Origin of the sequence: Paraburkholderia sp. GAS206C (assembly GCF_050435645.1) — a bacterium.
Lineage (GTDB): Bacteria > Pseudomonadota > Gammaproteobacteria > Burkholderiales > Burkholderiaceae > Paraburkholderia > Paraburkholderia phenazinium_B.
On record NZ_JBNDKR010000014.1, the window covers coordinates 200,840 to 225,940 of the forward strand.

Sequence of the window (25,101 nt, forward strand, 5' to 3'; positions counted from 1 at the left end):
CTACAGGTTCACGAAACCCTGCTCTGATACGTCACCGTCGCACGAGGTACGTGCCGACGCAACGCCCCTACCGTGCCCGCCCCTCAATGCCGCATCAACGACCACAACAATAGCGCCATCAACACCACCACGATCACCTGCCAGAACAGCACCGGATCGCTCTCGAGCAAAGGCTTGCGCCGAACCGGCGCCAAGGCGTCCCGACCGCTCGAAAAACGTTCGAGATCGGCGCAGACTTCGAGCACGTCCTGATACCTTCGGGCCGGATCGGGCTGTAGCGCTTTCTCGAGCACCAGGTCGAGCCACTGCGGCGCGTCGACCCGGTACTGATAGAGCGGCACCCGGCCATTGAACCCATACGGCAGCTTGCCGCCGCTGAATAGCCGGTACAGCGTCACGCCATACGCGAACACTTCGGAGCGTGCATCGCCCTGCGCGCCCTTCATCAACTCGGGCGCCATATAGGCAGGCGAGCCCGGAGCGGTGTCGGGGCCCGGCAGTTGCATGCCCGGCATATAACCGAAGCCAAGATCGAGCAGGCGCGTGCTATCGCCCCGCATCACCAGCACGTTCTCGGGCTTGATATCGCGATGGAAAATATTGCGGCGGTTCAGCGCGTCGATTGAATGGCCCAGCTTCTGCGCGATCCCAAGCGCACGCGTCAGCGCCATGGGCTGAGGCGCCGCCAGCATTTTTTCGAGCGTGATGCCTGCGCCAAGCGGCATCACTACATAGAGCCGGGTTTGCCGGTCGGCGTCCACCGGCATCGGCGCGAGCACACCGTCGTCGTCAATCTTGCCCGCCAGCCAGCGCTCGCGCACGATCGACTGGCGCACGTTCTCGTCCTCCCCAACGCGCGGCTTGGGAAACTTCAGCGCCAGCGGCGTGTTCGGATCGGCCAGATCGTAGCCGGCGAAAATCCTCGAGTAGAAGCCATCGTTCAACACGCTCGTGAGCAGATATCCATCGACCACCTCGCCGGCATCCGGCACGGCCGGAATCGGCAAAGCGCCAAGCACGCGCTCAAGGTAACCGACATCGAGCGTAGGCAGGCCACCCACATCGAGCACCGCGCTCGTCACGTCGTCATGCGAGCCTCGCGTCACCGCCAAAGCGCCAAGCCGGCGTGCAGTATCGAGTGCACCGCCGCGCGCCGCCAGCACCGTCTGCAACTCGCGCATCGGCACGCGGCGATAGAGCCCGTCGGAGCACATCAGCAGGCGGTCGCCTTCGCGCAACTCCAGAGTTTCGACGCGCGTGACCAGCGCCGGCAGCATGCCGACCGCATGCATCACATAGGAACCGAAGGCGACCGGCACCACATCATCGTCGCCAAGCTGGGTCAGTTGACCATCGCGCAGCAGATAAAGCCGCACGTCGCCGGCCGCCACCAGATACGCGGTAGCGCGACGCACGATCAGCGCGGCAAAGGAAGCGGACATCTGCTTCAGTTCGGGATCGACGCGGCCGATCTGATGCAGCCAGCCGTGGATTGCCTCGAGCGCGCGCGCAGCGGCTACGCCCGGCTGCAATGTGTCGGGGAGCCCGTAGTAGGCGTCGATAAAGGTCCGCACCGAGAGTTCGGCCGCCACCCGGCCACCCTTGCTGCCGCTCACGCCGTCGGCCAGGGCGATCACACTGCCACGCGCCACGCGCGCCGCCAGATCGCCAAGCATCACGCCGACGTAGTCCTCGTTGATGTGATCCTGCCCGCGTCCGCGGGCAGGGCAAGAAACACAGCCGATTTCGATGGCGGCGCACTCGCCGCGCTCCGGCCGCAACTGAATGTCGATTTCCTGGCCGTCCATGCCGCGACGGCTGGCAGGCCTTCCCTCCGGATCGTCTGTCAACCGGCCCGTGCTCGGCGCGGGCAAACTATCCGTGGAGAAGGGTGCATTCATTTACTTTTTGCCATGGGTCATCACGTCGCTTACTTCCAGATCGTGCTCGATCTTCGCGAGCACTTGCGGCGAGCGCTTCTTGAGCATCATCAACCAGACTGCGCCAACCAGCATATACGCAACGAACAGATAAGGAAGGATGTTATACGGATAATCGGGCACCGGATACACGCTGCCGATCACCGCGCCGATCATCGCCAGTGCGCCGAGCACGCCCCACAGCACGTTGATAGACTTGAGCTCACCCTGCTTCTTCAGATAAACCGGTGCCGAGATTGCGACAAGGAAATACACGACCAGGAAGCCGAAGGTCGCAAACGTGCTCGTATAGCCGAACGTGTTGAGCGGACCCGTGCCGAGCATCGCGATGCATACCACCAGGGTCACGATCGAAGAAAATGCAACGGCCAGGTACGGGGTCTGGTGCGTGCGGTGCACCATGCCCATCGAGCGGTGCACGAACTGATAACGGCCCATCGAATACAGCAGGCGGCTCGACGAGTTGATGCACGCAAGCACGCATGAGAACGCGCTGATCGAGGCAATCAGATAGAACACCGGGCCGAGCGGCGAAGCGCCGACGCTCGTGAGCAAGGTGCTGAGCACGGCCGAATCGCCGCCGAGCTTGGCCACGTCGTCGTGATAGGCGATCGTCATCGAATAGGCCACGAACATGAAGAACAGGCCCGACAGGATCACGCACCAGATCACCGCACGCGGAATGACGCGCAGTGGGTTCCTCGTTTCCTGGCCGAGCGAAGCGGCGCTCTCGAAACCCACGTACGAGAAGATGCCGAGCACCATACCCTGTGCCATACCCTTACCGCTTACACCCTGCAGCCCGAGTTGCGCATGGTCGACGATATGGTCCGGGTGCAGTGCGAGCACATAGATCAGCACACCGCCCACAATCACTACCGAAGCGCCTTCGATCGCCAGCGACAGGCGCGACGAAAGCTTCACGTCACGCGCCGAGAAGAACCAGGCCAGCCCGATAAAGATCGTGTAGATCGCCCACGACGGGACGGCGATGTTCCAGGCCGAAAAAGCGTTCTGCACGAACACCACGCCTGCCGCGCCCACCCCCATCGCAGTACCCACGTAAGCCGCGATCAACCCCCAGCCGGCAATGCCACCCGCCATCGGCCCAAGCGCACGCGAAATATAGATAAAGAACGAACCAGCCGACGCGATCCGGCTCGAAAGCGCGATGATGCTCATGCTCACCAGCAGCAGCCCGATCGTCGACAGACCGTAAATCAGCCACGTTCCCGCGCCGGCCAGCGCCGCGATTGCGGTCACATTGATCGACGGCGTGAAAGTTGGAGAAAGATTTGCGATGGATTGGCCGATGACCTCGGGAAAACCCAACGTGCCCGCGCGGAGACCTCCGGAAGGTGCTGGTGCTGCTTGCGTAGTGCTTTGCGGAGTGCTCATGTAGTGCTCCTGATGGATGGGTAAATCAAAGCTGAATGCGCTACAACTTTTGCACAGTCAAAAATCTCGAAACAACTCAATTCATTTGTTCCAGCCGGGAATCCACGACGTCCCCGCGAGCGGAATGCGCGCCATCGCCGCAGCTTCGACGGTCAGCGCGACGAGATCCTCGGGTTCCAGGTGATGCACGTTCTGCTTGCCGCATGCACGCGCGATCGTCGTCAGTTCCATGTTCAGCGTCTTCAGATAGTTACGCACCCGGCGCGAGCCTTCCTCCGGCTGCACACGCTGTTCGAGCACCGCATCCTGAGTGGTCACGCCGACCGGACACTTGCCCGTGTGGCAGTGATGGCAGAACCCCGGCGACGTGTTCAACGCCCCGTAGTCCGCCGCTGCCGAATGCAGCGCGCCGTTCTGAAAGTACGTGTCGCTGTTGCAACCGAGCGCCATCAGCATGCCCTGCCCGATCGCCACCGCGTCCGCGCCGAGCGCGAGCGCCTTTGCCACATCGGCGCCGGTGCGGATGCCGCCCGAGACGATCAGTTGTACCTGGCCTTTCATATTCAGATCTTCGAGCGCATCCACCGCCTGGCGAACCGCCGCCAGCGTCGGAATGCCGACGTTCTCGATGAAACACGTCTGCGTCGCCGCCGTACCGCCCTGCATCCCGTCGATCACGACCACGTCCGCGCCCGCATGCACCGCGAGCTTGACGTCGTTGAACGTGCGGGTTGCGCCGACCTTCACGTAGATCGGCTTTTCCCAATCGGTGATTTCGCGCAGTTCCTGAATCTTGATCGTCAGATCGTCTGGGCCGGTCCAGTCCGGATGACGGCTCGCCGAACGCTGGTCGACGCCGGCCGGCAACGTACGCATCGAAGCGACGCGCGGGTTCACCTTCTGCCCGAGCAGCATGCCGCCGCCGCCCGGTTTAGCGCCCTGACCGATGACGATTTCGATCGCGTCGGCACGGCGCACGTCGTCCGGGTTGAAGCCATAACGCGACGGCAGGCATTGATAGACAAGCGTCTTCGACGAGCGGCGCTCTTCCTGCGTCATGCCGCCGTCGCCGGTGGTGGTCGAAGTGCCCATCGCGGTCGCGGCCTGGCCGAGCGCTTCTTTCACGTTCGCGGAAAGCGCGCCAAAGCTCATGCCGGCAATCGTGATCGGAATATCGAGCACAACCGGCTTTTTGGCGAAGCGCGTACCGAGCACGGTCTGCGTCGCACACTTCTCGCGATACCCTTCGAGCGGATAGCGCGACAGGGACGCACCGAGAAACAGCAGATCGTCGAAATGCGGCACGTGGCGTTTCGCGCCTAGACCGCGAATTTCATAGAGACCGCGCTGCGCCGCGGAGTGGATATAGTCGATAGTCTTGCGGTCGTAGCCTTGCGACTCTTCCTGCTGCAAGCGGGCAAAGTGAACAGGTTTGGCTTCCATGGGGACCTTCGTCGAGAACGTGTGTTCAATATTCCTGGTTCGCGTCGGCGTTCCAGTGATAGAGCGTGCGAGCGGAGGCGATCCGTTTGAACGAGGCCGGGTCGTGGTCCATGCCGGCGGCGGCGAGCAATGCGCGTACGGTGTCGAGATCGGCTTGCGTCATCGGTTCGTATTGCGCGTCCGCGCCGAGCGATTTCACTTCGCCGCGCACATACAGCACCGCTTCGTAAAGTGAGTCGCCGAGCGCGTCGCCCGCATCGCCGCAGATCACCATGCGTCCGGCCTGAGCCATGAATGCAGAAAAGCTGCCGACCGATCCACCCACCACGATGTCGCCGCCCTTGAGCGAAATGCCGCAGCGCAGGCCCGCATCGCCGTCGATCACCAGCAGCCCGCCATGCGCCGAAGCCCCTGCGCCGTTCGACGCGAAACCCTTCACGTGCACCTTGCCGCTCATCATGTTTTCGGCGACGCCGGTGCCTGCGCTGCCGTCGATCTCGATCGTCGCGTGTTTGTTCATGCCGCCCGCGTAATAGCCGGCGTGACCGGCGATCGTCACGCGCACCGGCGCATCCACCCCGACCGCGAGGTTATGCGCGCCGTTCGGCGCGACGACGGTCACCGCCTGGCCTTCCAGTTCGCTCGCCGGTTTGTGCAGGAACTGGTTCAACTCACGAACCGTCGTGCGCTCCAGATCGAAAGTCAGGCTTTCCATACGTACATCTCCTCGGGTGCAGGTTCGAAGACCCTCGCGTTCTTGATATCCGGCAGATGCGCGAGCGAACGGAACTCGGAGGCGATCGCGACGTAGTCGTCGTTTTCCGCGACCACCGCCGGCTTGCACGCAAACGGATCGCGAATCAGCGCGAGTTCGGTGGAGGTGCCCATCAGGAATGTGTAGAAGCCATCGAGTTCTTCGAAGCCCTTCTGCAGCGCGGCCGGCAACGTGTCGCCTTCGCGCAGCCGCCACTCGAGAAAGCGGCAGGCGGCTTCGGTGTCGTTGTCGGTATCGAAGTGAATGCCTTGCGGTTCGAGCTTGCGGCGCACGCCATGCGCGTTCGACAGCGAGCCGTTGTGAACCAGACAGAAGTCGTCGCCAGCCGTGAACGGATGGGCGCGGTCGGGCGTTACGGCGGATTCGGTCGCCATGCGTGTGTGGCCGACCAGATGCGTGCCCGTCAGGTTCGCAAAGTCATAACGCCCTGCCACTTGCGATGGAGAGCCGATATCCTTGTACAGATCGATTGAACGGCCGCTCGAGAGCAGATAAAGCTTCGGATACTGTTCGCGCAGCCACGTCTTCACGCCCTCGATATCGCCTTGCACCGTCAGCACGGCGTGATTGCCTTTCACATCGACGCGCGCGGTGACGTCCATCGCCACGTTCAGCGCTTCCACCAGCGGCTGCCACGCGAAGTCCGAGCCCTCTTTCGTAAAGCCCGCGTAGAGGCTCAGCTTGCGCTGGCTCGCGTCGACCGGCTTGCCGAACACTGCAAGGCCCGCCGAGTCCGGTCCGCGCTCGGTCATACCGATCAGCATCGGCACCATCAGTTCGCCCAGCCGCTCGCGCAGTGCAGGCGTCTTCACCAGCAAGCCTACAATTCCGCACATCCTGGTTCTCCTTAAAAGAATTCGAGGTAGGTCTTCAGTTCCCAGTCCGACACGTGGCGCATGTATTCGAGCCACTCCATTCTTTTGAGCTTGAGAAATTCGTCGGCGACGGGGCCGAGCGCATCGCAGATCACGCGGTCGGACTCCAGTGCGTCGAGCGCCTGCTCGAGGTTTTGCGGCAGTACGCCGATGCCGTGTTCCGAGAGCTGCGCGGGCGACCACCCGTAGAGGTTCTCGTTAGCCGGCTCTCCCGCCGACATGCCGCGGTCGATGCCGTCGAGCCCTGCCGCGATGACCGCCGTGGTCGCGAGATAGGGATTGCACGAGCCGTCGGGCAGCCGCAGTTCGATACGCTCGCCAGGCATGCGCACCATCGTCGAGCGGTTGTTGTTTCCGTAGCTGATATAGGCCGGCGCCCACGTGGCGCCCGTCAACGAGCGGCCCACCACGAGGCGCTTGTACGAGTTCACCGTTGGATTACACAGCGCGGTCAGCGCCGGTGCGTGCGCGAGCAGGCCCGCGGTGAACTGGTAGCCGAGCGACGAAAGTCCCATGCCGAGCTTGTCCGCCGGATCGGCGAACAGGTTGCGCTCGCCGTCGCCGATCGACATATGCATATGCATGCCGTTGCCCGGAAGGTTCGCGAACGGCTTCGGCATGAACGAGCAGATCATGCCGAGTTCATTGGCGATCTCGGAGGCCGCCATCTTGAAGAACACGTAGTGATCGCAGGACGTCAGGCAATCGGTGTACGTGTAGTTGATTTCGAACTGCCCGTTGGCGTCTTCGTGATCGATCTGATAGACGTCGATGCCTACTGCGCGCATCGATTCGGTGAGCTGTTCCAGGAAGACCCGCGTGCGCGAGAGACCCTTATAGTCGTAGCACGGCTTGGCGAGCGTATCGCTCGGATCGCACGGCTCCAGCGTGCCGGATGCCGAACGGCGCAGCAGCGAAAATTCCGGCTCCAGACCGGTGAAGAGAGTCCAGTTGCGCTCGGTCATCCGCGCAACCGCCTTCTTCAGCGTCACGCGCGAATCGTATTGCCACGCTTCGCCATTTACGTGACCGTCGCAGACGATCCGTGCCAGACCCGGCTGCCACGGCACCGGCGTGAGCGTCGCGAGGTCGCCGACGGCCATATAGTCCGGACCGTTCGGCTCGATGCCGACGCCCCAGATCGCAAACCCCGCGAACCCGGCGCCCGCGGTCAACACGCTCTTCAGATGACTGACCGGCACCGACTTCGCCTTGGCCACGCCGTGAATATCGACAAACTGCGCCAGCACGTACTTCACGCCCCGCTGCGTCAAATAAGCTTGCGCCTCGTCCGCCGAGCCGAACCGGGGCACGCACCCGAGTTCGTTGACCGGCAGCGTGGTCGCATCGTTCAGGTTCATCGCCACTCCTTGCAACAACATTGTTCGTCGATTGGAAAAGCCACACGCCACGCATGTGACCAGGCTATGCGACGCGCTTTCGAACGCCGGTTGCGACGCGCTTCAAACCTGTCTTCAGGCAAACAGCAACTTTATTGGTGAGCAACTATGATTCCCGCAGTGAAACTCTCCGGGCACGGCCAGGCGCTGCAATCTGCTACCCTTTCCCTTTTCATGAGGCCCACATGCAAACCGGTGAAGAGAACAAAACGCCGCTTGAGCGCTACCTGGGTATCACCATTCGCGAGCTACGCCAGCGCCACGGCCTGACGATCGCCCAGGTCTCCGCGCAGGCCGGTATCAGCCGCGGCATGCTCTCGAAGATCGAGAACGCACAGACCTCTGCCGGTCTCGAGGTGCTCAACCGCATCGCCCAGGCACTCGGTGTTTCGCTCTCCATGTTGTTCCGCAATTTCGACGTGCCGCAAGGCGGTGCGCAGCTCGTCAAAAAAGGCGCCGGCATGGAGGTGGTCCGCAAAGGCACCAAACGCGGTCACACCTATCACCTGCTCGCTTACGACCAGGGGCCGCGCAAACTCTTCGAACCTTTCCTGATCACGATGGAGGATGAAGCCGAGCGCTTTCCGGTCTTCGAACATCCGGGCACCGAATTCATCCACATGCTCAAGGGCGTGATCGAATACCGCCACGGCCAGCAAACCTACATCCTTCATCCCGGTGACACCCTGACTTTTCAGGGCGAAATACCCCACGGTCCTGAGCGTCTGATCAAGACGCCTATCCAATTCCTGTCGATCTTCGTGTACCCGCAATCGAGCGCCGACTGATCTCGCGCCGCGTTCGGCCATGACCGATGCGCAAACCAATGCAACGTTTGTGCCATGTTTATCTGGGTGAATCAAAAGTTCCCTTGAATAAACGCCTCGGGCGCAATTGGACCTTGTCGGCGTTCAGGCCGAAACGCTCGCTGGCTCGTCTGCGGTGCACGTCTTTATTGCGGCTGGTGCGACTTTGCACAAGAACGAGGTATGCGGTTAAGCTGCAGCAAAAGCAATGCTTATACAAAGCGGGCTTTTGCCTCCGCCTTCGCATTGCCCCCGGCCTCAGCGCAACGCGTCCTCGGGAAGATCGGGCAGCGCACGCGCCAATGAAGGCTGGATCGCGTTATCCAGCACGCCGCGGGTCAGCATCACGATCTCGCCCGCGAACTGATCCCACTCGCCCTGGCGGTGCAGCAAAAAGAAATCGCGCCGACCGAGGCGGCCAGGCGGCAACGGCATCACCGCGATATCGTCCAGGTAGTGACGGGCCTGCCACAAACACAAGGGCGTCGAAATCGCGAAACCCACGCGTGCCGCCACCAGACTCAGCAGCGGATCGGTGGCGTCGAACTCGTAACGTCGTGGACTGTTGATACCTAGATGCCGGGCGAAACGCTCGATCTGCTGGCCGATCACCGAGCGCGCCGTGTAGCGGATCAACGGCATTTCCTGCGCCAGCGTGCGCCAGTCGATGTTGCGGTGTGCACTCAGATAGCTGCGCGCCACCACCACCACGAACGCCTCGGAAAACAGTGGCACTTCGACGATCCGTGCATCGCTCAGCATGGTCTGCGTGCAGATCGTGATATCCAGTTCGCGGTCGTGCAGCTGCTTGCTGAGGCCCGGTGTCAGGCCGGACCACATCGAAATCTGCCGCTCCGAATTCGACACTGCGCGGATCAACTCCGGGCCGACGGTCGCCGCGAACGAATCGACACATCCGAGCCGCACCGGCATCTTTCCCGTGTGCGACGCATCGCCGATGCGGGCGGCGACCATCTTCGCATGTTCGAGCAAGGGATCCGCCAGTTCGAGCAGCGCGCGCCCCGCCACGTTCGGCCGCGGCGGCCGGCTCTCGCGGTCGAACAGCGTCAGGCCCTGGTCGCGCTCCAACGCGGCAATCGCCTGGCTGACGGCGCTCTGGCTCACACCGAGCTGCTTCGCGGCGCCCGTCATGGAGCCGCTCTCGCACACGGCGACAAAGGCCTGCAGCGCGCGCAGATCGATCGGGGGCGGGGTTCGTGTCATGGCCTGTTCCGCTCGCATGGGTGACTGACGATGGCCCTGCACGGCACGAGAACATGGTGCCGATCTTCGCAGGCCGCTGTTCAGGACAGGATGAGCAATTGCATTAGCTCATCATAAGTTTGCCTGATACAAAATTGGCGCGGCCAGCGTTTTCCTAGAATTCGCCTTATTGCCCATTCAGATATCCACATGAGCCACTACGATTTCATCGTGATCGGCGCTGGCGTCATTGGCGCGTCGGTTGCCCATCATCTTGCGGCACTCGGGGCGCAGAGCGTGCTCGTCATCGAGCGGGGCACGATCGGCGCGGGCACCACCTCCCAGTCGTCCGGGCTGCTGCGCACGCACTATTCGGTACGCCAGAACGTGGAACTTGCGCGTTCGTCGTGGTGGGCATTCAACAATTTCGCCGAATACGTCGGCGACGACGAGGCGTCCTGCGGCCTCGTCAAATGCGGCTATCTGATCTGCGCGCCCGAGGGCGACAAGCTCGACCCGTTGCGCGCCTCGCTCGCCGCGCAGCAGGACATGGACATCGAAGTGCAGCTACTCGACAAGGGCGAGGCGCACGAGCGCCTGCCGATTGCGAGCTTCGACGACGCCGCGCTGATCGGCTTCGAACCGGAAGCGGGCTTTGCCGACGCCTATCTGGTCGCCACCGGCTTTGCCCGTTCGGCGCGCCGGCGCGGCGTCAAGATCATGGAAGGCGTCATGGTGACAGGGCTCGTCCGCGAAGGACGCCGGATCACCGGTGTCGAGACAAGTGCAGGCAGTTTCAGTTGCGGCACGCTCATCAGCACGCAGAACATCTGGACACCGGAGCTTGCCGCCTGGATCGGCATGCCGTTACCGGTCAAGCCGGAGCGCCACACGGTGCTCGCCCTCGAATGCGAGGGTGCCGCATACTCGTTCACGATGCCGGCGTTCAAGGACCTGGGCTCGACCGGCATGCTCTATTACCGCAGCTATGGCGGCAGCCAGATGCTCGTGTCCGAAGGGGTGGTCGGCGAAACACTAAACTCGCCGGAGACGGAACAAGGGCAGATCTCGCTCGACTATGTCGCTGAAGTCGGCGCTCAGGTCGCCGAGCGCTTTCCCGCTTATGAAGCGGCGGGGCTCGCTTCGTCGTGGACTGGCGTCTACGACGTGACGCCCGACTGGAATCCGGTGTTGGGCAAGGTCGCCGATATCGAGGGGCTGGTGGTCGGCTTCGGCTTCTCCGGGCACGGCTTCAAGCTCTCGCCAGGCATCGGCAAAATTCTCGCCCAGCATGCGCTCGGTCAGCCCACCGACGTCTCTCTCGCACCCTACGCTCTCGACCGCTTCGCCAGCGGCGCGCTACTGGTGGGCAAGTACGGCTCCGGCGCGGTCTCCTGATCAGAAAATATAACGGACGCGGGCCAACGGCGAATCAGTTGTTGCCCGCGGGCCGAAACGAGCGCTTCATCACGCTAACGCGTCTGCTCGAAACGCTGGTCGCAAAACGGCGGTCTGCGACAGCTCGAGCTGCGCTGCAACCGATCCCGCCGCCCATGAGCTAATTCCCCTCTCATTTTCCGAACCCACAATGCGTCACTCCACAGACTGATTCGCGTATCGAATCACACCTCACCCAGCGGAGCGATCATGGAAAGCGGCCGGAATTTATCCTTTCTCTCCTATGTTGACGTCTTGCTCGATCAACTGGAAAAACAATCTGATCGAGCGGTGTTGCGCTATCTCGATCACGACGTCACGGGCGGAACGCTGCGAAGCGCCATCTTTCGCTATGCGCGGGCGCTCGCGGCGCTGGGCGTCGACCGCGGCGCCCTGATTGCAATGCTCGCACCCAATTGCCCGGACGCGCTGGCGATTCGCTACGCAGCAAACCTCCTGGGCGCGGCTACGATGTTCCTGCCGGCGTCGGTGAATGCCGGCAAGCGCACAGCGATGCTAGCCCGCGTACGACCCACGCTCCTCGTTCTCTTCCCGGAAACCGCTCACCTCATTCCCGATGCGGTCGATGGCCACGTGGTCTTCGTCGGCGTGGGCTTTGCGTCTTCATCGCTGGACCGACTCGCGCGAGTGCAATCAGATCTGCCGCTGCGCAGACAACCGAGGCCGGATGACCTCGCGGTAGTCGTCTCTTCGGGCGGCACGACGGGGGTCCCCAAATGCAGCCGGCGGTCCTTCGCCACGTATTCGAAGATGGTCGGCACGGCCAACGACAAAGACCGGCGACAACTGGTCAATGGCCCGCTCGCCTACCTGTCGCAAGTGCTCGTCGATACCACGCTCATCGGCGGCGGTACGGTCGTGCTGAAGCCTCGCTACGATCCCGCAGAGACGCTCGCGACGATCGAATCGGAGCGCATCACCGACGTGCTGCTGGTCGAGCCTCAACTGTTCGAAACAATGGACCACCCGGACGTCTCCCGGCGCGATCTGTCGTCGCTACGCTCGATTGCGCACATCGGCGGATCGGCGCCTGCGGCATTGCGGCAACGTGCGATTGCGCGGCTCGGTCCGGTGCTCACCCATATGTACGGGGCGAGCGAAACCGGGCTCGTCAGCATTCTGCCCCCCTCCGCATACGAAAAGAATCCGGACCTGCTGGATTGTGCGGGGCGTATCCGGCCCGGCGTCGAGGTGCGTTTGCGTCGCGGCGATGGAACGTTAGCGCGTGCGGGACAGTGCGGCACCATGGAAGTCAGGTCGGCCGGTATGGCGGATGGTTACTACCATCAACCCGTCGAGGAAGCACAAAAGTTTCAGGGTGGCTGGTGCCTGACCGGCGACGTCGGATTTATCGACGAGGCTGGTAATCTGCACGTCCTCGGCCGCGCGGCCGACGTCGCGAAAATCGATGGACTGACGATTGCCCCAACCCACATCGAGGATGTCCTATGCCGCTGCCCTGACATTCGCTATGCCGTAGCGCTGACGGCAAGCAACGCTGGCGGCAAATACGTCTGGAACGCGCTGGTCGTACCGTGGGCTGCCGGGCAGCTCGACGTCGCGCGATGCCTGCATCGGCTCAAAACCGAGTTCGGTGCTTTGGTCGCAAACCGGATTCGCATCGTCGTAACCGATCGCGTGCCGCTGACTGAACAGGGCAAAGCAGACCGCACCGCAATCGGGATGATCCTGCAGGAAGACCTGCGATCGGGCCGCGTCCCGTTCCGGGTAGCTCCGCTTCATACCGTGCAAGAACCGGTGGAGGATAATGAGGCGTTTCGCCTGACGTGACCCCTTGTTCATTGGAAGATGATGAGGCTCATCGGCACCCTTGCCCAACTCTGCCGCACGGCTGCCTTCGCGCTCGGGCGTGAACTGGCGGCCTGGAAGCCTTCCAGAGCGCGCGCGACGTTCGCGGCCGAAGCCGTGCTGTCCGTCGCGCTCTCTGTCGCGCTGGCCAACGCGTTGGGTCTGTCCGACACGTGGTGGGCCGCAATCAGCGGCTTCGCGGTCATGCAAACGAGTTTTGCCGGTTCCGTGCAACGTGCCGCCCATCGCATCATGGGCACGGTGATCGGCGCTGCGCTTGGAACCCTCATGGGACCGTGGATTGGGGACCGTCCGTGGCTGTTTGTGCCCGCGTTAGGACTGATGGGCGGTGTCGCGGTGTATGGGGCCAACGGGTCCAAAGCGGCCTACGCATGGATTCTGGGCGGAGTGACTGCCCTGATGGTGACGTACGAAGCACACAAATTCGAGTCCTTCCAGGCGACCGCGTTGTTTGCGGCATTGCGCGTCGCCGAGGTCGCGGTTGGGACGCTGGCTTGCCTGCTGATAGCAAGCGTGTTCCATTTCGGGCCGAGATGGTACCGGAAGAACAGGAAACCAGAGGAGACGTCAAGCGCGCGTGACGCGGCCGGGTCCACCTCCGGCGAACCTTCCGCTTCAGCTTCAACACCCCCTTTAGCATCGACGCACCCGGCCCGCATGCTGCTGAGCGTGCAGGCCGCAGTGTCCATCACCATCCTTGCGTCCCTGACTTATGTTCTGCACCTCCCGGGTTTCGCGCAAGCCATGGTCACGGCGATCGCGGTCCTGATCGTGCCGCCGGGTCTGGCGGCAGACAGAACACAGCAGCCGGTCATGGAAAAGATGGTGCAACGTGTAGCCGGCTGCCTGCTGGCCGGTGTGCTGGGTGTGGCGCTGCTCCCTCTGATGCACGGGCAAGCGGTGTTGTGCATGCTCGCGCTGTCCATCGGCGTGTGGGCCGGATGCCACGTGCAGACGGGACGCGAAGGAGCAAGCTATGTAGGCCGTCAATTCACCATTGCGTTCATCATGGTGTTTGTCCAGGATCACCACTGGTCGTCCGATCCGATACCCGCGCTCATGCGGCTATCGGGAATTGTCATCGGGATTGTGGTGTTGGCCGCGGTGATGCTCGGGATCAAAGGCACTCGACTTACCGATGCGCGAACAGCGAAATCTTTTTGGCCTTGATCATGGACCTGACTTTCGACATAAACGGAGCCTGCGGGTCCTTCGTGCACTCCTCGAGTACCGCCTCTCCCACTGGATGCGCCGTATCGATCACCATGGTGTCGGTTTCCCTGACACCGAGCTTGTCGACGCCGGCGACCCAGTAGATCAATGCGGGCCGGTATGCCTCGTCGACGGCGGTAAAGTCCGCACAGGTCATTTTCGCCGGGCTCACTTTGGACTCTTGCGCACTGGCTGCGAGAGGGATGGCTAAACAGATCACGACTGAGAGGATTTTTGCGGATTTCATTGGACACTCCATATATGGGTTGAATTGGCATTTCTCGTGGCGTTGCCGGATAAGGCTGATTGCCCGATACAAACTTTAAAGCCGCTGAATTAGCCCGGAATTAACGCGCTATGAGTCGCAGTCCGAAGAATCTCAATGGACTACTGTCCAACCCATTCCACGCACGTTGCGGATCAGGGACTGGCCGAACTTCTTGCGCATCGCGTGGATCAGCACGTCGATGGCATTGCTTTCCACCTCTTTGCCCCATCCGTATAGCCGGTCTTCGAGCTGGCCGCGCGACAGGACCATGCCGGGCCGCTCCAGAAATGCGTGCATCAATGCGAATTCGCGCGCAGAGAGCGACGACGCTACGCCGTTGCAGCACAACAGGCGTTTGTTGAGATCGAGGTTGAGCGACTCGCCGCCGATCCGCGAGGTCGCATAGCCGGCCTTGCGACGCAATACCGCCCGGATTCGCGCAAGAAGCTCGCGGACTTCGATCAGCTTCAGTACACAATCGTCGGCACCGACATCAAGACTGCGCACACGCGTCTCCAGATCGTCTAGTGCGGTGAGAATCACCACAGGGACGTCGTTGCCCGCCGCACGCAACGAACGTAGCAGATCGAGACTGCCTGCGCCCGACAGGTCGAGATCGAGCAATACGACGGCGTAATAGGCCGTATTGATGGCCACGCTGCCGGCCTTGCCGTCGCGAACCCAGTCGACACTGCAATCCGCATCCTTCAATGCGCGAAGCAGGCTTTCGCCAATCTGAATATCCTCTTCAACCAGTAAAACTCGCATGATGTCCCACCGTTCTGAATAGCGTTCGCTCCATGTGGGTCGCGCGCTATTGAAACTGGAAATCCCCCTGTTGATTCGCATAACGTATTGTGTTGGGCTTAAATCACCTTGAATTCACGTTTGTGAAGAGTCTTGCGCATCCCCGCGCCTGGTTTTGCCCTGGATCGAATCACGACAAGTGGTCGTCTTGATACTACGGGGCGCAGTGTGCAGGATTTTGGGGAATGGCGAAAATACCGACTGCTGATGCCAATATAAGCAGCGCATATAGCTCGCACTCCCCCTGGCGATTTCCAGCCCGCGGAGCGCGGGCTGCCTTTACTGGCAGGCGGATTCCAGTCGCCTCACGACATTTTCCGAGATCGCCCGCATGACCGCGGGGTCGATGAACTCGTCCGAGTACACGGTGCTTGCGACCAGCAATCCGTCGAAAATCGCCACCGAGACATTGGGGAAATTCTTCAGGCCACACGCATAATCAAAGCCAGTCACTTTCAGCTGCTGTGTCGGCCAACGAAATCGGATCGCCTGCATGTCGGAGACATTGAGCGCAACCGGCGGTTGTTGCATTCCGCAAAACAATTTCGGGTAATTCAGGTAAGTATGAAACACTGAACCGTTGGCCGCACCCTCGTGGATATCGTTAAATACGAGTTTCGCGATGTCGAAAAATGGGCGATCCAGATCAGGGATCCGTGTGATGAGTCCAGTAATAGCCGTAAACACGAGCTCCGGTGAAGCGTGCGGTTCAAGCCTGCGGCGCATATCCACGCTCGATCGCAGCAGCATCTGCCGTGGCTGCTCCCCCGCCACGTCACGAATCGCGAGAGCAAACGCCGCGAGCAGAAGCGAGTGCACCGAGGAGCCGTGTGCATGGGCTGCGGCGTGAATTCTTTGCATGGCGTCGAACTGGATCACCGTCCGCTCGAGGCGTCGCCTCGGAGGCTCTCCATCTTGCCGCACCCGTGCCCGCGGCGGGATCTTCGCAAATCGCCCCGAATACGCAATGGGGTCGCACATACGGTCTGCAGGAAGCGCAGCCAGGCTTTGACTCACGGCCGCGTCGAGTGGGCTCGGAAAGGGCTGTGTCTCAAACGCCGGAGCTATGCCGCGCACAATGCAATCGCACATGTAAGCAAGACAGGCATGCAGTTCGACCAGCGAAGTCGCGTCTGTCACCGCATGGGTGCTCAGCATGAAGACGTCGAGCGTATCGTCGCCGGCAATGACGTGGATAGAGTAGACTTTTTTTCGCGTATCCAACTCGGCATTCAGTAACTTCTCATACAGGACGTCGGCGGAACACCTGTCGGCGGACAACCACGATTCGACTGCCTGCCAGTTGTCCGTCCGCTCCATGAATTGCCCATCCTCGACGACCGCACGGAGAATGCCGTAGCGAGCTTCCAGACACGCTACGGCAGCGTCAAATTGCTCCCGGTTGATCGCGCCGGTGATCGTGCTCCGGCTCACCACATTAGTGTGCGTCTGCATGTAGACCATCTCCGTCGGCGAAGCGCGGCGATATATTTTTCTCGCGGCTCGTGACCGGCTTTGGTAGGTAAGTTCGCAGTTAAGGCTCTGCATGGTGAGCTCCTGGCAAAAAAATCAAATGAAAATTGGGGGTGGCCGCTCCGACGACGGCGGCATTTTCCTGGCCACGTCTACGCGTTCTGGACCAAGCCGTCGCTCGACGGTCTGATCACGCAGACAATCTAGGCCGCGAATATGAGGTGGGAATTAGAACGACTGGGGCCAGGTGCCGATAATTCGCCGCTAAGTGTCGACGCGGAAAATGCAGCATGCCGCCGCGTGGCTTGCGGCAGGTCTACGAGCGTTCATCAGCCGTTATAAGCTATGGCTCAACAGGACGTTTTCGCCAAAGCGAGGTCATCGTGACTACCCGTGTTTCCAAACTGCTGCTCGTGATGTCCATGGCGCTGCTCGCGTCGCTTGTGAGCTTCGGCAATCTCACCGATTACGGCAGCAACCTCGCGTTCGTGCAGCACGTCTTCCGCATGGACACAATCTTTCCTGGCAGTGCGATCGGTTATCGCGCGATAACGTCGCCCATCATCCAGAATGCTGGTTATGTGCTGATCATTGCGCTCGAGACCGTGACTGCTGTGTGCTGCTGGATCGGCACGTTCACCATGTGGCGCGCGCGCCGCGCGGACCACAGCACATTCAACCGCTCGAAGCGATGGGCGATTGCCGGACTCACGCTCGGGTTCCTGACGTGGCAGGTCGCGTTCATGTCGGTGGGAGGCGAATGGTTCGGAATGTGGATGTCCACTACGTGGAATGGAGAAGAAAGCGCGTTCCGGTTCTTCGCGACATTTGCGCTCGTGCTGATTTTCTTGAGTCTGCGCAACGACGATATTGCCGAATAGTCTTGCGCTGTTGTGAAGCGATCTGCTAGCTGTCTGCAAAGGTTGGAATGATCAGCCGCTCCAGCATGGATTGCTGTCGAGTGCCGAATTCGTCGCGTTCACCGGGCCCGAGCGAGACCGAAATAATCGGCCGCTCCACGGTAATCTTGATCGCGTTGCAGTTGTCGACGAAATAAGTGCCCACGATTGAGGTCAGCTCGACGCCGAGTTCGTCCGCCACCTTGCGCGCGCAGAAGAAATTCGAGCGCAACGCCGCCTCGTACGCGTCCTTCGATACGAACAGCAAGTCGAATGTCATCCGGTTGATCCCTGCGTTCCTGCTCCGGATCACGCGGGCGATGTCCAGCAGACGCCGGCTTCCGGACGGCATCGCTAATGGCGGCACGTCCTCGATCGCGCAGAGCGTCCTGTCGTCGAGATTTTGCGTGCCGGCCGGCTCGCCCACGTCGAAGTACGCTGCTCTAGCCTCCCCTGTCCGGCTCCATTCGCGGCCGTTTGCGCTGTAGTAGTGAACAGGAAACATGCGGTTGCGAATGACGTCCTCGTTTTGAAGAAGGTGATAAAGCGTCCATTCATATGCATCGGGCGGATCGGTCGCATCGCGCTCGCCCAGCGCCCCCTTTCTCGAACCCACGCGACGCGCGCCCTCGAGCTTGATGCTCAACGGCCACGGCTTGCCGGTGCGATAAAAGCGGCTCTTGCGAATGCCGGCGCTACGCGCACCGACAGCGAAGAACTCCGTCCTGGCCATCGCGAGCACGCCTTCAGGATAGAACTGCAACTGCGGATGAGCCTGCCCATGGAGCGAATGCGCGGCGAGCGAATACGGCGTACAGGAACGGTTCTCGTCGGGCGCGATAAAGACCGCGCTGCCGTCGTCGAAAATCTCCGCTACAAGACAGTCCGATGACGAGCCGGGATCGCAAGCGAGCGCGCCGGACTGGAGCACGTGCCCGACGTGATACGCAAGCCCCGGCGCAATGCCGTGGCGGAGCATATCGGCTGCGAAGAGCGCCGCGCCACACGAACGGCCCGCGAAAACATATTTCGCGCCGCCATGCAGCGCTGCAAGTAGCGGATGGATACCCATCTGGCCAACAATCGTACTTTCGCGCAGCGACGCTTCATCGGGCGCGGGACCCGCGCCGAGCGGGCGCAATGCCCCGGCGCGCGCTTCGTCGATCACGATGGCCGGATCCAGTTCAGACCGGATGACAGCCACTTTCGCACCACGCACGTCGAGTTCTTCGAATACCTCTTTGGCGATCCCGAGCATCCAGTCGAGATTGCGATCGCCACCAGCCATCCCGCAGCTACCGAGAATCACCGGGGCCGCGATACGTTCTGCGGCTTCGACCATCTTGCGAAAGTCGTTTTTGACCGCATCACGCTCGAAGTATTGGCCACCGCCGGCAAGGTAGTACGGGCTCGCATCCATCGAACCGGCATCGGCGATCACAGCGTTGATACGCCCACCAGCCAGCGCCTTTTGCAGCGATTCCTGTGGGAATCCGGCGCCCAATGCGCCGCATGTGGCTACCACCCGATAGATTAATTTCGCCACACCAAACCTCACGCCATGCATCGGACGACCTCATGTCGTCTCCAGGATGCCAGGGCTCGAGTCTGAGCGATTTTTCAAAGCGGGAAAAATACTGTCTTGCGATGCGGGTATAAGCGGCCACGATAGCTCGCGACGGATCATTCCCCCGCCGGTTCGACGCCCGGCACCGGGTGCTCGGACAGGTGCTGTTTCACAAAGCCAGCAATGAAATCGCGCACCGCTTCCCCAGCAGCTGCGAGCGGCGTCTCCGCAGAAGAGACGATGCTGGCCGTCAGCGAAACTGAGGGTTCGATGGCTTGCGCGGAAATATTGGCGGGCAGTTCGTCCGTGCCACCAAGCGGCAAGATGGTATCGCCGACACCGGCTTGTACGGCGGCGAGCATATCGGCACTCACGTCGGCTTCAGCCGCGACATGCGGTTCGATTCCTGCCTCTGCGAACAGCCGATCGAGTACAAGCCGCACGATGTTCGGCTGATGCGGCAATACGAGTGGAAGATCCGCGAGTTCGCGAAATGTGATCGATCCAGGCCTGACCGAACCGTTTGCCCGGCGCAGAAGAAAGAGCCGCCGATCGAATAGCGGCACACGGACACAACCCGCATACGGCTCACCTTCGAAGAGCACAGCGAGGTCGATGGCGTGTTCGCGAATGCTCGTAGCCAACTGAATGCTGCCGGCGGACGAAAGCTTCAGTCGCACTTTGGGTAACGCGATGCGGCATGCCGCCATGATCGGCCCCGCCAACTGCGCGGCGAGAGGAAAAGCCATGCCGATGGAAACGCACCCCTCCACTTCTTCGCCGTGTCCACGTACGACCTCAGGCAAGCGCTCGACGCGCCGCAGGATCGCACTCGCCTCCACGTAAAGCCGCTCGCCTGCGGCCGTCGCGTTCACGCCGCGAGCGCTGCGCTGCAGCAGCGATACGCCGAGCTGATCTTCGAGGTCGGCGATCTGCTGGCTCAAGGCAGGCTGGGCGACATGGGCGACCTGTGCCGCGCGCGAGAAACTGCCGGCATCGACGATTGTCACGAAATAACGCAACTGCCGGAGTTTCATCTAGCAGCACCTCGCCGGAGTGGCCGCCATGAAGGCATACGCGCCTCGCGCGTGGTTGTTCCGCATGGCCCGGAACCGCGCCGGCTCGGGTCGGAGAGTTTGCTCGTCGGCTATGAGCAGCAGATTCCTGAAAAGCAGAGCGATCGGCGCTCAACGAGTCTACAGCGTTGCCGGTCGACGTACAATCCGCGCTGTTGGCGCTTTCCTGAATGCCGACGGTTGCTGGCGCTTTGGCCGGCGGCGGTCTTTTGCATGTCGGGGTGACGTCGACGCCAACAAAGGAGACCGCCGTGAGATTAATGGCCGTGATCACCGCTCTTTTTGCCCTGGCTGCCACGCCTGCCTTCGCCGCCGATGTCGGCTTCGAGGAGGTCAAGATAGCGAACGGCGCGGAGCCGCCGCTAACGGCCGGGATCTGGTATCCGACCGGCACCCCGGCGACACCGCACGCCTTGGGCAACGTCACCCAGATTGTGGCGCCGGGCGCTCCGATCGCGGGTCATCGCCTGCCGCTGGTGGCGATGTCGCACGGCGGAGGCGGATGGTACGACGGCCATTACGATACGGCACTTGCTCTCGCTCATGCGGGCTTCGTGGTGGCCTCGGTCAGTCACGCCGGCGACACGTTCAATGACCAGAGCCGGGTGTTGCAATTGTGGCGCCGTCCCGCCCAGCTTCACCTGCTGGTCGACTACATGCTTGACGAGTGGCATGGGCATGGACGGCTGAATGCGGCCCGTGTCGGCGCGTTCGGCTTTTCCAACGGCGGCTTCACCGTGCTCGTGGCCGCAGGCGGGACCCCGGACCTTACCCAGATCGCCCCGTATTGCGACGCCCACCCCGAGCATGACCTCTGCGCGACGCTGAAGCAGGCCGGCGTCGATCCCCGTCTCCAGGCAGATGTTCCGGCCGGCGCATGGGTTCACGATCCGCGCATCAAGGCCGCCGTCGTCGCCGCGCCCGCGTTCGGTTTTGCCTTCGGACGCGCCGGGTTAAGCAGCGTGCACATCCCCGTCCAGCTCTGGCGAGCCGCCAACGATCGTCATCAGCCGCATCCCTACTACGAGGAAGCCGTACGCGCCGACCTGCCCCGGCCGCCCGAATATCATGTGGTCGCCAACGCAGGCCACTACGACTTCCTGCCACCATGCGATGCGCGTCTGTCGCAGAAGAGGCCGGAAATCTGTGACAGCCTGCCGGGCTTCGACCGAGCGGCGTTCCATGAACAATTCAACGCCGACGTGGTGCAGTTTTTCCAGGCAACGCTGCGCTAGGCGATTTCCTGTCTTTGTGCACTCGCGGTGCGTCGATCCGCGAACTGTCGAGGCTCGCGCTTGTCGGAATTGCATAGACCCGTTACAGGATAAATGGATGGCGCTCTCTGTAAGGCAAATTAAAGCTCCTGCTGCGGTGGCACAGCTAGCCGTCGCGATGCTGCTCAGCGTGAGCAGCGCGTGTTTTGGCCAGGCTTCCGATACTGCCGATACCCCGGATACCGCGCCCGCAAGTGTCGACGTTGCCTCTCCCGAAGTTGCCTCTCCCGAAGTGTCCTCTCCGATTGCTGCCTCCGAAGTTCCCGCCGAGCCGGGATGCTCCTCGGTAGTACTCAGTTGCAATACGCCGTCGCGGCCCATCGCACCCGAACACCAGCTGCTCGATCCCGCTACGGCGCGCGATCAGGCGCAACGCGCGCAAGCGCAGGCCGATCAAATCGCAGCCGAGCAGGCCTTGCAGCGACGCATCGAGTTCGCGCGTCTGCATCCGAACGCGATCTTTGTGTACGGCGACAAGCCAACGCCACAGGAAAGCGTATCCGATGTCTTCAACCGGACGCTCGGCGTGCCGACGACGACCCTCACCACCTCGACCTTTGACGCAACGGGTCGGAGGACAGAATGCGTGAGTGCCTGTCGTGGGCCGCTTTGCTGTGTCACGACGCCTTAGACGAGCTAAAAATCCACCACTCCGAGCGTGCTATCGCCCCCGGACAGTGGAGTCCAGTGGACGAATTCCTCGCCGATGTTGGAGGCCATCACCATGCTCCCGGCGCTCAATCCGACGTAGACCAGATTGTGCAGCGACGGCAAGAGGTCCACTAGTCCGGACTGCTGCATCCAGTAAGACAGATACAGGGAATCGCCGCCTCCGACCAGCGCGTTGTGGATGCTCGGGTTTTTGATGCCAGCGGACGTGAGAAGAAATTTCATGATGCCTCTCCTGGCCGTTATGCATGAGTCAAGTCAGACGCTTGAGCAGGAAGCGCCCGCGCGACCTGGCGCCGCCCCTCGAACGTGCGCTGTCAGCGCTTGAAAATAGCCTTCGTCGTATCGAAGTCGATCGGAGAGGATGTGTGTTCGTGGATGATTTTCCACGCGTCGCCCTTCCGCCTGAGCGTCAAGCTCATCCGATTGTCCAGCGAGCGCAAATCTACGCCGTCGGCATTAACCGCTTGGTATGTCACGAAGGTGTGGACAACGCCGAGGTCCTGGACGACGGTCGTTTGTGTGTCGCTGAAATCCACGATAACGCGTTCCGTACCCAGCGAGTCGAACCAGGTCACCACCATTTCCCGCCAGGACGCAATGCCGGTGTACGACCATACGCCCCACATGTCGAAGACCGACACGTCCTGGTCGTACAGCGCAACGAGCGAATCGACGCTCTTCGCGAATACCGCAGCTTTGTAGTCGTCAAGAACCTGCAGGATCGGATTGTCGGCTTTGTCCACAGTATTTTCTCCCGGGTTACGTTGGTTTCAAGGCAACGACGATCGACCAACGGCAGGATCGACATCTACCGGAAAAAAATATTCGCTCGGTAATGGAAGCTGGAGGTGCATCAGGCAAATTGCGCCGCGCTCGCGGGGCTGCACGAACGGCACCTTACAGCAGGCCTGGACATTGACGGCTCTCGAAAGAGCGATTGGATTTTTACGCCGTCACATGCGATGGACTTTCCTTGCTCACGCGCCCTACAGTTCGCTCACGATCTTCTTTGCCCTCAACACCGACGACGGACTCATACTGAGCTCATTGACTCCCAGGCCGATCAGAACCGGAATCATCTCCGGACGCGCCGCCGCCTCACCGCACACGGCCACGCTGATGTTCGCCTTCTTCGCCGCCTCGCAGACCATGCCAATCGCACGCAGCACCGCCGGATGATCGGTCCGGTACAACGCCACCAGATTCGGATTGACGCGATCGACGGCCATCACATACTGCGTCAGGTCGTTCGTGCCGATTGAGAAGAAGTCCACCTCGGGCGCCAGCAGGTCGGCTGTAAGCGCAGCGGCCGGCGTCTCGACCATAATGCCCAGTTCTGGCTGCGCGTAGGTCGCACCTTCCTGGGACAGCTCCTGTGCGCAGGTTGCAAGCAGCGTCTTCACTGCGCGAATTTCATCGAGGTCGTCGATCATCGGCAACATCACGCGCACATTGCCCACCGCTGCTGCACGCAGCAACGCGCGCAATTGCGGTTTGAACACATCAGGACGATCGAGGCACATGCGCACGCCACGCCAACCGAGGAACGGATTGTCCTCCTGCGGAAAGACGATGCCGGGCACCGGCTTGTCGCCGCCGACATCGAGCGTACGGATCACCACCGGACGTGGATGAAAAGCCTGCGCAAGCCGGCTATAGACACCGTACTGCTCGTCCTCGTCGGGCAAGCTGCGGCGATCCATAAACAGCAGTTCCGTGCGGAACAGGCCCACGCCCATCGCGCCGGCTTCGAGTGCCGCGTCGATCTCCGTCAGTGAACCGAGGTTCGCGGCAATCTCGATGTGCCGGCCGTCACGCGTCACCGGAGCGACGTCGCGATACACGCTCAATGCGGCGCGCCGGTTACGGTCCTGCGAAATACGCTCGGCAAAGTCCGCCTGCAGCCCGGACGACGGATCGAACCATACGTGCCCCTGCGAGCCGTCGAGCGCGACGAATGCCGCTTCGCGCAGGCGCTCCTCCGACACCGGTAAACCCAACACTGCCGGGATGCCATGCGCACGCGCCATGATGGCAAGATGCGAAGTCGCGCTCCCCTTGATGCACACGAGACCTTTGATGTTAGCGACACAAGCGCGCGCGAAATCGAGGGCGCTCAGATCGGAGGCCAGCACGATACAGGGCTGGGTCAATGAAGCAAGGCTCACGTCATCGCGACCGAGCAGTCGCAACGCCACCTGACGCGCAATGCCGCGGATATCGTCGGCACGGCTGCGCACATATTCATCGTCCATCGCGAGGAAAGCGGCGGAGAGTTCTTCGCCCACCTGCAGCGTCGCCGCAGCCGCATCCCAGCCTGACGTGATGCGATCCTTGACGGCGCCGGAAAACTCGTCGCTTTGAGCGACGTCCGTCAATGCCTCGACGATATCGCCATGCTGGCTCATCGTTTCGAACTGCGTATCAAGTGCGGCGATCGCTTCGCGGAACGCTACGCCGAAGCGGGCCAGCTCCCCCTCCACTTCATCCGGCTCGATAAACTGCCGCGCCGCACGCAACTCTTCAGGCAAATAGACGAATGCTTCGCCGTATGCCAGACCTTCGCTCGCCGCCACGCCACGCACTGGCGGCTCGCTGACGATGGTCCCCTCCGCTACCAGCGCCTGCTTCTGCTCCTGCTCCTGCTCCTGCTCCTGCTCCTGCTCCTGCTCCTGCTCCTGCTCCTGCTCCTGCTCCTGCTCCTGCTCCTGCTCCTGCTCCTGCT

General features: G+C 61.8%; 22 protein-coding genes. 7 read left to right on the plus strand and 15 right to left on the minus strand.

Annotated elements, in window-relative coordinates; translation table 11 throughout:
• Nucleotides 1-83 precede the first annotated feature (83 nt).
• From P3T20_RS33380 to glnT, 6 genes are all read right to left on the minus strand, one after another.
• Nucleotides 84-1,901: a bifunctional protein-serine/threonine kinase/phosphatase gene (locus P3T20_RS33380; protein WP_429289098.1), complete on the minus strand. Its 1,818-nt coding sequence runs from the start codon at nt 1,899-1,901 to the stop codon at nt 84-86.
• On the minus strand, nt 1,902-3,338 hold the full coding sequence (locus P3T20_RS33385) for an APC family permease (protein ID WP_074268609.1): 1,437 nt from the start codon (nt 3,336-3,338) through the stop codon (nt 1,902-1,904).
• Nucleotides 3,339-3,419: 81 nt separating this feature from the next.
• Nucleotides 3,420-4,781: an FMN-binding glutamate synthase family protein gene (locus tag P3T20_RS33390; RefSeq protein WP_429289099.1), complete on the minus strand. Its 1,362-nt coding sequence runs from the start codon at nt 4,779-4,781 to the stop codon at nt 3,420-3,422.
• Nucleotides 4,782-4,806: 25 nt separating this feature from the next.
• Nucleotides 4,807-5,496, minus strand: coding sequence for a protein glxC (locus tag P3T20_RS33395; RefSeq protein ID WP_429289100.1), 690 nt, complete (start codon nt 5,494-5,496; stop codon nt 4,807-4,809).
• Nucleotides 5,484-6,392 (minus strand): class II glutamine amidotransferase, encoded by a 909-nt coding sequence (locus tag P3T20_RS33400; protein ID WP_429289101.1) that lies wholly within the window; start codon nt 6,390-6,392, stop codon nt 5,484-5,486. Before P3T20_RS33400 ends, P3T20_RS33395 begins: the two co-directional genes overlap by 13 nt.
• A gap of 11 nt (nt 6,393-6,403) precedes the next feature.
• Entirely contained in the window at nt 6,404-7,792 is a 1,389-nt protein-coding gene (gene glnT, locus P3T20_RS33405) for a type III glutamate--ammonia ligase (RefSeq protein ID WP_429289102.1), read from the minus strand.
• Between the two features lie 224 nt (nt 7,793-8,016).
• Here glnT and P3T20_RS33410 point away from each other — a divergent pair, with 224 nt between their 5' ends.
• Entirely contained in the window at nt 8,017-8,619 is a 603-nt protein-coding gene (locus tag P3T20_RS33410; protein WP_074268613.1) for a helix-turn-helix domain-containing protein, read from the plus strand.
• Between the two features lie 276 nt (nt 8,620-8,895).
• Here P3T20_RS33410 and P3T20_RS33415 read toward each other — a convergent pair whose 3' ends face one another.
• The gene (locus P3T20_RS33415; protein ID WP_429289103.1) at nt 8,896-9,861 is read right to left on the minus strand and encodes a LysR family transcriptional regulator; all 966 of its coding nucleotides are present in this window, start codon (nt 9,859-9,861) and stop codon (nt 8,896-8,898) included.
• Nucleotides 9,862-10,050: 189 nt separating this feature from the next.
• Between P3T20_RS33415 and P3T20_RS33420 the strand changes: the two genes are divergently transcribed.
• From P3T20_RS33420 to P3T20_RS33430, 3 genes are all read left to right on the plus strand, one after another.
• On the plus strand, nt 10,051-11,238 hold the full coding sequence (locus tag P3T20_RS33420; RefSeq protein ID WP_074268615.1) for an NAD(P)/FAD-dependent oxidoreductase: 1,188 nt from the start codon (nt 10,051-10,053) through the stop codon (nt 11,236-11,238).
• 249 nt (nt 11,239-11,487) lie between these two features.
• Entirely contained in the window at nt 11,488-13,089 is a 1,602-nt protein-coding gene (locus P3T20_RS33425) for a class I adenylate-forming enzyme family protein (RefSeq protein ID WP_429289104.1), read from the plus strand.
• A gap of 18 nt (nt 13,090-13,107) precedes the next feature.
• Nucleotides 13,108-14,298 (plus strand): FUSC family protein, encoded by a 1,191-nt coding sequence (locus tag P3T20_RS33430; protein ID WP_429289105.1) that lies wholly within the window; start codon nt 13,108-13,110, stop codon nt 14,296-14,298.
• On the opposite strand, the gene P3T20_RS33435 is transcribed toward P3T20_RS33430, so the two are convergent.
• From P3T20_RS33435 to P3T20_RS33445, 3 genes are all read right to left on the minus strand, one after another.
• On the minus strand, nt 14,261-14,587 hold the full coding sequence (locus tag P3T20_RS33435) for an HdeA/HdeB family chaperone (protein WP_074268618.1): 327 nt from the start codon (nt 14,585-14,587) through the stop codon (nt 14,261-14,263). The two genes, P3T20_RS33430 and P3T20_RS33435, sit on opposite strands and share 38 nt — an antisense overlap.
• A gap of 132 nt (nt 14,588-14,719) precedes the next feature.
• Nucleotides 14,720-15,376, minus strand: coding sequence for a response regulator transcription factor (locus P3T20_RS33440; protein ID WP_074268619.1), 657 nt, complete (start codon nt 15,374-15,376; stop codon nt 14,720-14,722).
• Nucleotides 15,377-15,694: 318 nt separating this feature from the next.
• Nucleotides 15,695-16,963 (minus strand): phthiocerol/phthiodiolone dimycocerosyl transferase family protein, encoded by a 1,269-nt coding sequence (locus P3T20_RS33445; RefSeq protein ID WP_429289106.1) that lies wholly within the window; start codon nt 16,961-16,963, stop codon nt 15,695-15,697.
• Between the two features lie 308 nt (nt 16,964-17,271).
• Here P3T20_RS33445 and P3T20_RS33450 point away from each other — a divergent pair, with 308 nt between their 5' ends.
• Nucleotides 17,272-17,769 carry a DUF2165 family protein gene (locus tag P3T20_RS33450; RefSeq protein WP_429289107.1) on the plus strand — a complete coding sequence of 166 codons (498 nt, stop codon included), beginning with the start codon at nt 17,272-17,274 and terminating at the stop codon, nt 17,767-17,769.
• A 25-nt stretch (nt 17,770-17,794) separates the two neighbouring features.
• On the opposite strand, the gene P3T20_RS33455 is transcribed toward P3T20_RS33450, so the two are convergent.
• Nucleotides 17,795-19,333 carry a DUF4387 family protein gene (locus P3T20_RS33455; protein ID WP_429289108.1) on the minus strand — a complete coding sequence of 513 codons (1,539 nt, stop codon included), beginning with the start codon at nt 19,331-19,333 and terminating at the stop codon, nt 17,795-17,797.
• A gap of 137 nt (nt 19,334-19,470) precedes the next feature.
• Nucleotides 19,471-20,391 (minus strand): LysR substrate-binding domain-containing protein, encoded by a 921-nt coding sequence (locus tag P3T20_RS33460; protein WP_429289109.1) that lies wholly within the window; start codon nt 20,389-20,391, stop codon nt 19,471-19,473.
• 209 nt (nt 20,392-20,600) lie between these two features.
• Between P3T20_RS33460 and P3T20_RS33465 the strand changes: the two genes are divergently transcribed.
• Together P3T20_RS33465 and P3T20_RS33470 are read left to right on the plus strand one after the other, a co-directional pair.
• Complete coding sequence (locus P3T20_RS33465; protein WP_429289110.1) at nt 20,601-21,665, plus strand: alpha/beta hydrolase family protein; 1,065 nt, start codon at nt 20,601-20,603, stop codon at nt 21,663-21,665.
• A gap of 97 nt (nt 21,666-21,762) precedes the next feature.
• Nucleotides 21,763-22,335 carry a hypothetical protein gene (locus P3T20_RS33470; RefSeq protein WP_429289111.1) on the plus strand — a complete coding sequence of 191 codons (573 nt, stop codon included), beginning with the start codon at nt 21,763-21,765 and terminating at the stop codon, nt 22,333-22,335.
• A gap of 5 nt (nt 22,336-22,340) precedes the next feature.
• Here P3T20_RS33470 and P3T20_RS33475 read toward each other — a convergent pair whose 3' ends face one another.
• The 3 genes from P3T20_RS33475 to ptsP all read right to left on the minus strand — a co-directional run.
• Complete coding sequence (locus P3T20_RS33475; RefSeq protein ID WP_429289112.1) at nt 22,341-22,598, minus strand: Type 1 glutamine amidotransferase-like domain-containing protein; 258 nt, start codon at nt 22,596-22,598, stop codon at nt 22,341-22,343.
• 92 nt (nt 22,599-22,690) lie between these two features.
• Nucleotides 22,691-23,119, minus strand: coding sequence for a YybH family protein (locus P3T20_RS33480; protein WP_074268625.1), 429 nt, complete (start codon nt 23,117-23,119; stop codon nt 22,691-22,693).
• Between the two features lie 243 nt (nt 23,120-23,362).
• The coding region (ptsP, locus tag P3T20_RS33485; protein WP_429289113.1) for a phosphoenolpyruvate--protein phosphotransferase at nt 23,363-25,101 on the minus strand (1,739 nt) is incomplete at its 5' end.

Excerpts from the sequence above, each read along its gene's own strand:
- P3T20_RS33380 (WP_429289098.1), bottom strand. The coding sequence starts at position 1,901 with ATGAATGCACCCTTCTCCACGGATAGTTTGCCCGCGCCGAGCACGGGC.
- P3T20_RS33385 (WP_074268609.1), bottom strand. The coding sequence starts at position 3,338 with ATGAGCACTCCGCAAAGCACTACGCAAGCAGCACCAGCACCTTCCGGA.
- P3T20_RS33390 (WP_429289099.1), bottom strand. The coding sequence starts at position 4,781 with ATGGAAGCCAAACCTGTTCACTTTGCCCGCTTGCAGCAGGAAGAGTCG.
- P3T20_RS33395 (WP_429289100.1), bottom strand. The coding sequence starts at position 5,496 with ATGGAAAGCCTGACTTTCGATCTGGAGCGCACGACGGTTCGTGAGTTG.
- P3T20_RS33400 (WP_429289101.1), bottom strand. The coding sequence starts at position 6,392 with ATGTGCGGAATTGTAGGCTTGCTGGTGAAGACGCCTGCACTGCGCGAG.
- glnT (WP_429289102.1), bottom strand. The coding sequence starts at position 7,792 with ATGAACCTGAACGATGCGACCACGCTGCCGGTCAACGAACTCGGGTGC.
- P3T20_RS33410 (WP_074268613.1), top strand. The coding sequence starts at position 8,017 with ATGCAAACCGGTGAAGAGAACAAAACGCCGCTTGAGCGCTACCTGGGT.
- P3T20_RS33415 (WP_429289103.1), bottom strand. The coding sequence starts at position 9,861 with ATGACACGAACCCCGCCCCCGATCGATCTGCGCGCGCTGCAGGCCTTT.
- P3T20_RS33420 (WP_074268615.1), top strand. The coding sequence starts at position 10,051 with ATGAGCCACTACGATTTCATCGTGATCGGCGCTGGCGTCATTGGCGCG.
- P3T20_RS33425 (WP_429289104.1), top strand. The coding sequence starts at position 11,488 with ATGGAAAGCGGCCGGAATTTATCCTTTCTCTCCTATGTTGACGTCTTG.
- P3T20_RS33430 (WP_429289105.1), top strand. The coding sequence starts at position 13,108 with ATGATGAGGCTCATCGGCACCCTTGCCCAACTCTGCCGCACGGCTGCC.
- P3T20_RS33435 (WP_074268618.1), bottom strand. The coding sequence starts at position 14,587 with ATGAAATCCGCAAAAATCCTCTCAGTCGTGATCTGTTTAGCCATCCCT.
- P3T20_RS33440 (WP_074268619.1), bottom strand. The coding sequence starts at position 15,376 with ATGCGAGTTTTACTGGTTGAAGAGGATATTCAGATTGGCGAAAGCCTG.
- P3T20_RS33445 (WP_429289106.1), bottom strand. The coding sequence starts at position 16,963 with ATGCAGAGCCTTAACTGCGAACTTACCTACCAAAGCCGGTCACGAGCC.
- P3T20_RS33460 (WP_429289109.1), bottom strand. The coding sequence starts at position 20,391 with ATGAAACTCCGGCAGTTGCGTTATTTCGTGACAATCGTCGATGCCGGC.
- P3T20_RS33465 (WP_429289110.1), top strand. The coding sequence starts at position 20,601 with ATGCCGACGGTTGCTGGCGCTTTGGCCGGCGGCGGTCTTTTGCATGTC.
- P3T20_RS33470 (WP_429289111.1), top strand. The coding sequence starts at position 21,763 with ATGGCGCTCTCTGTAAGGCAAATTAAAGCTCCTGCTGCGGTGGCACAG.
- P3T20_RS33475 (WP_429289112.1), bottom strand. The coding sequence starts at position 22,598 with ATGAAATTTCTTCTCACGTCCGCTGGCATCAAAAACCCGAGCATCCAC.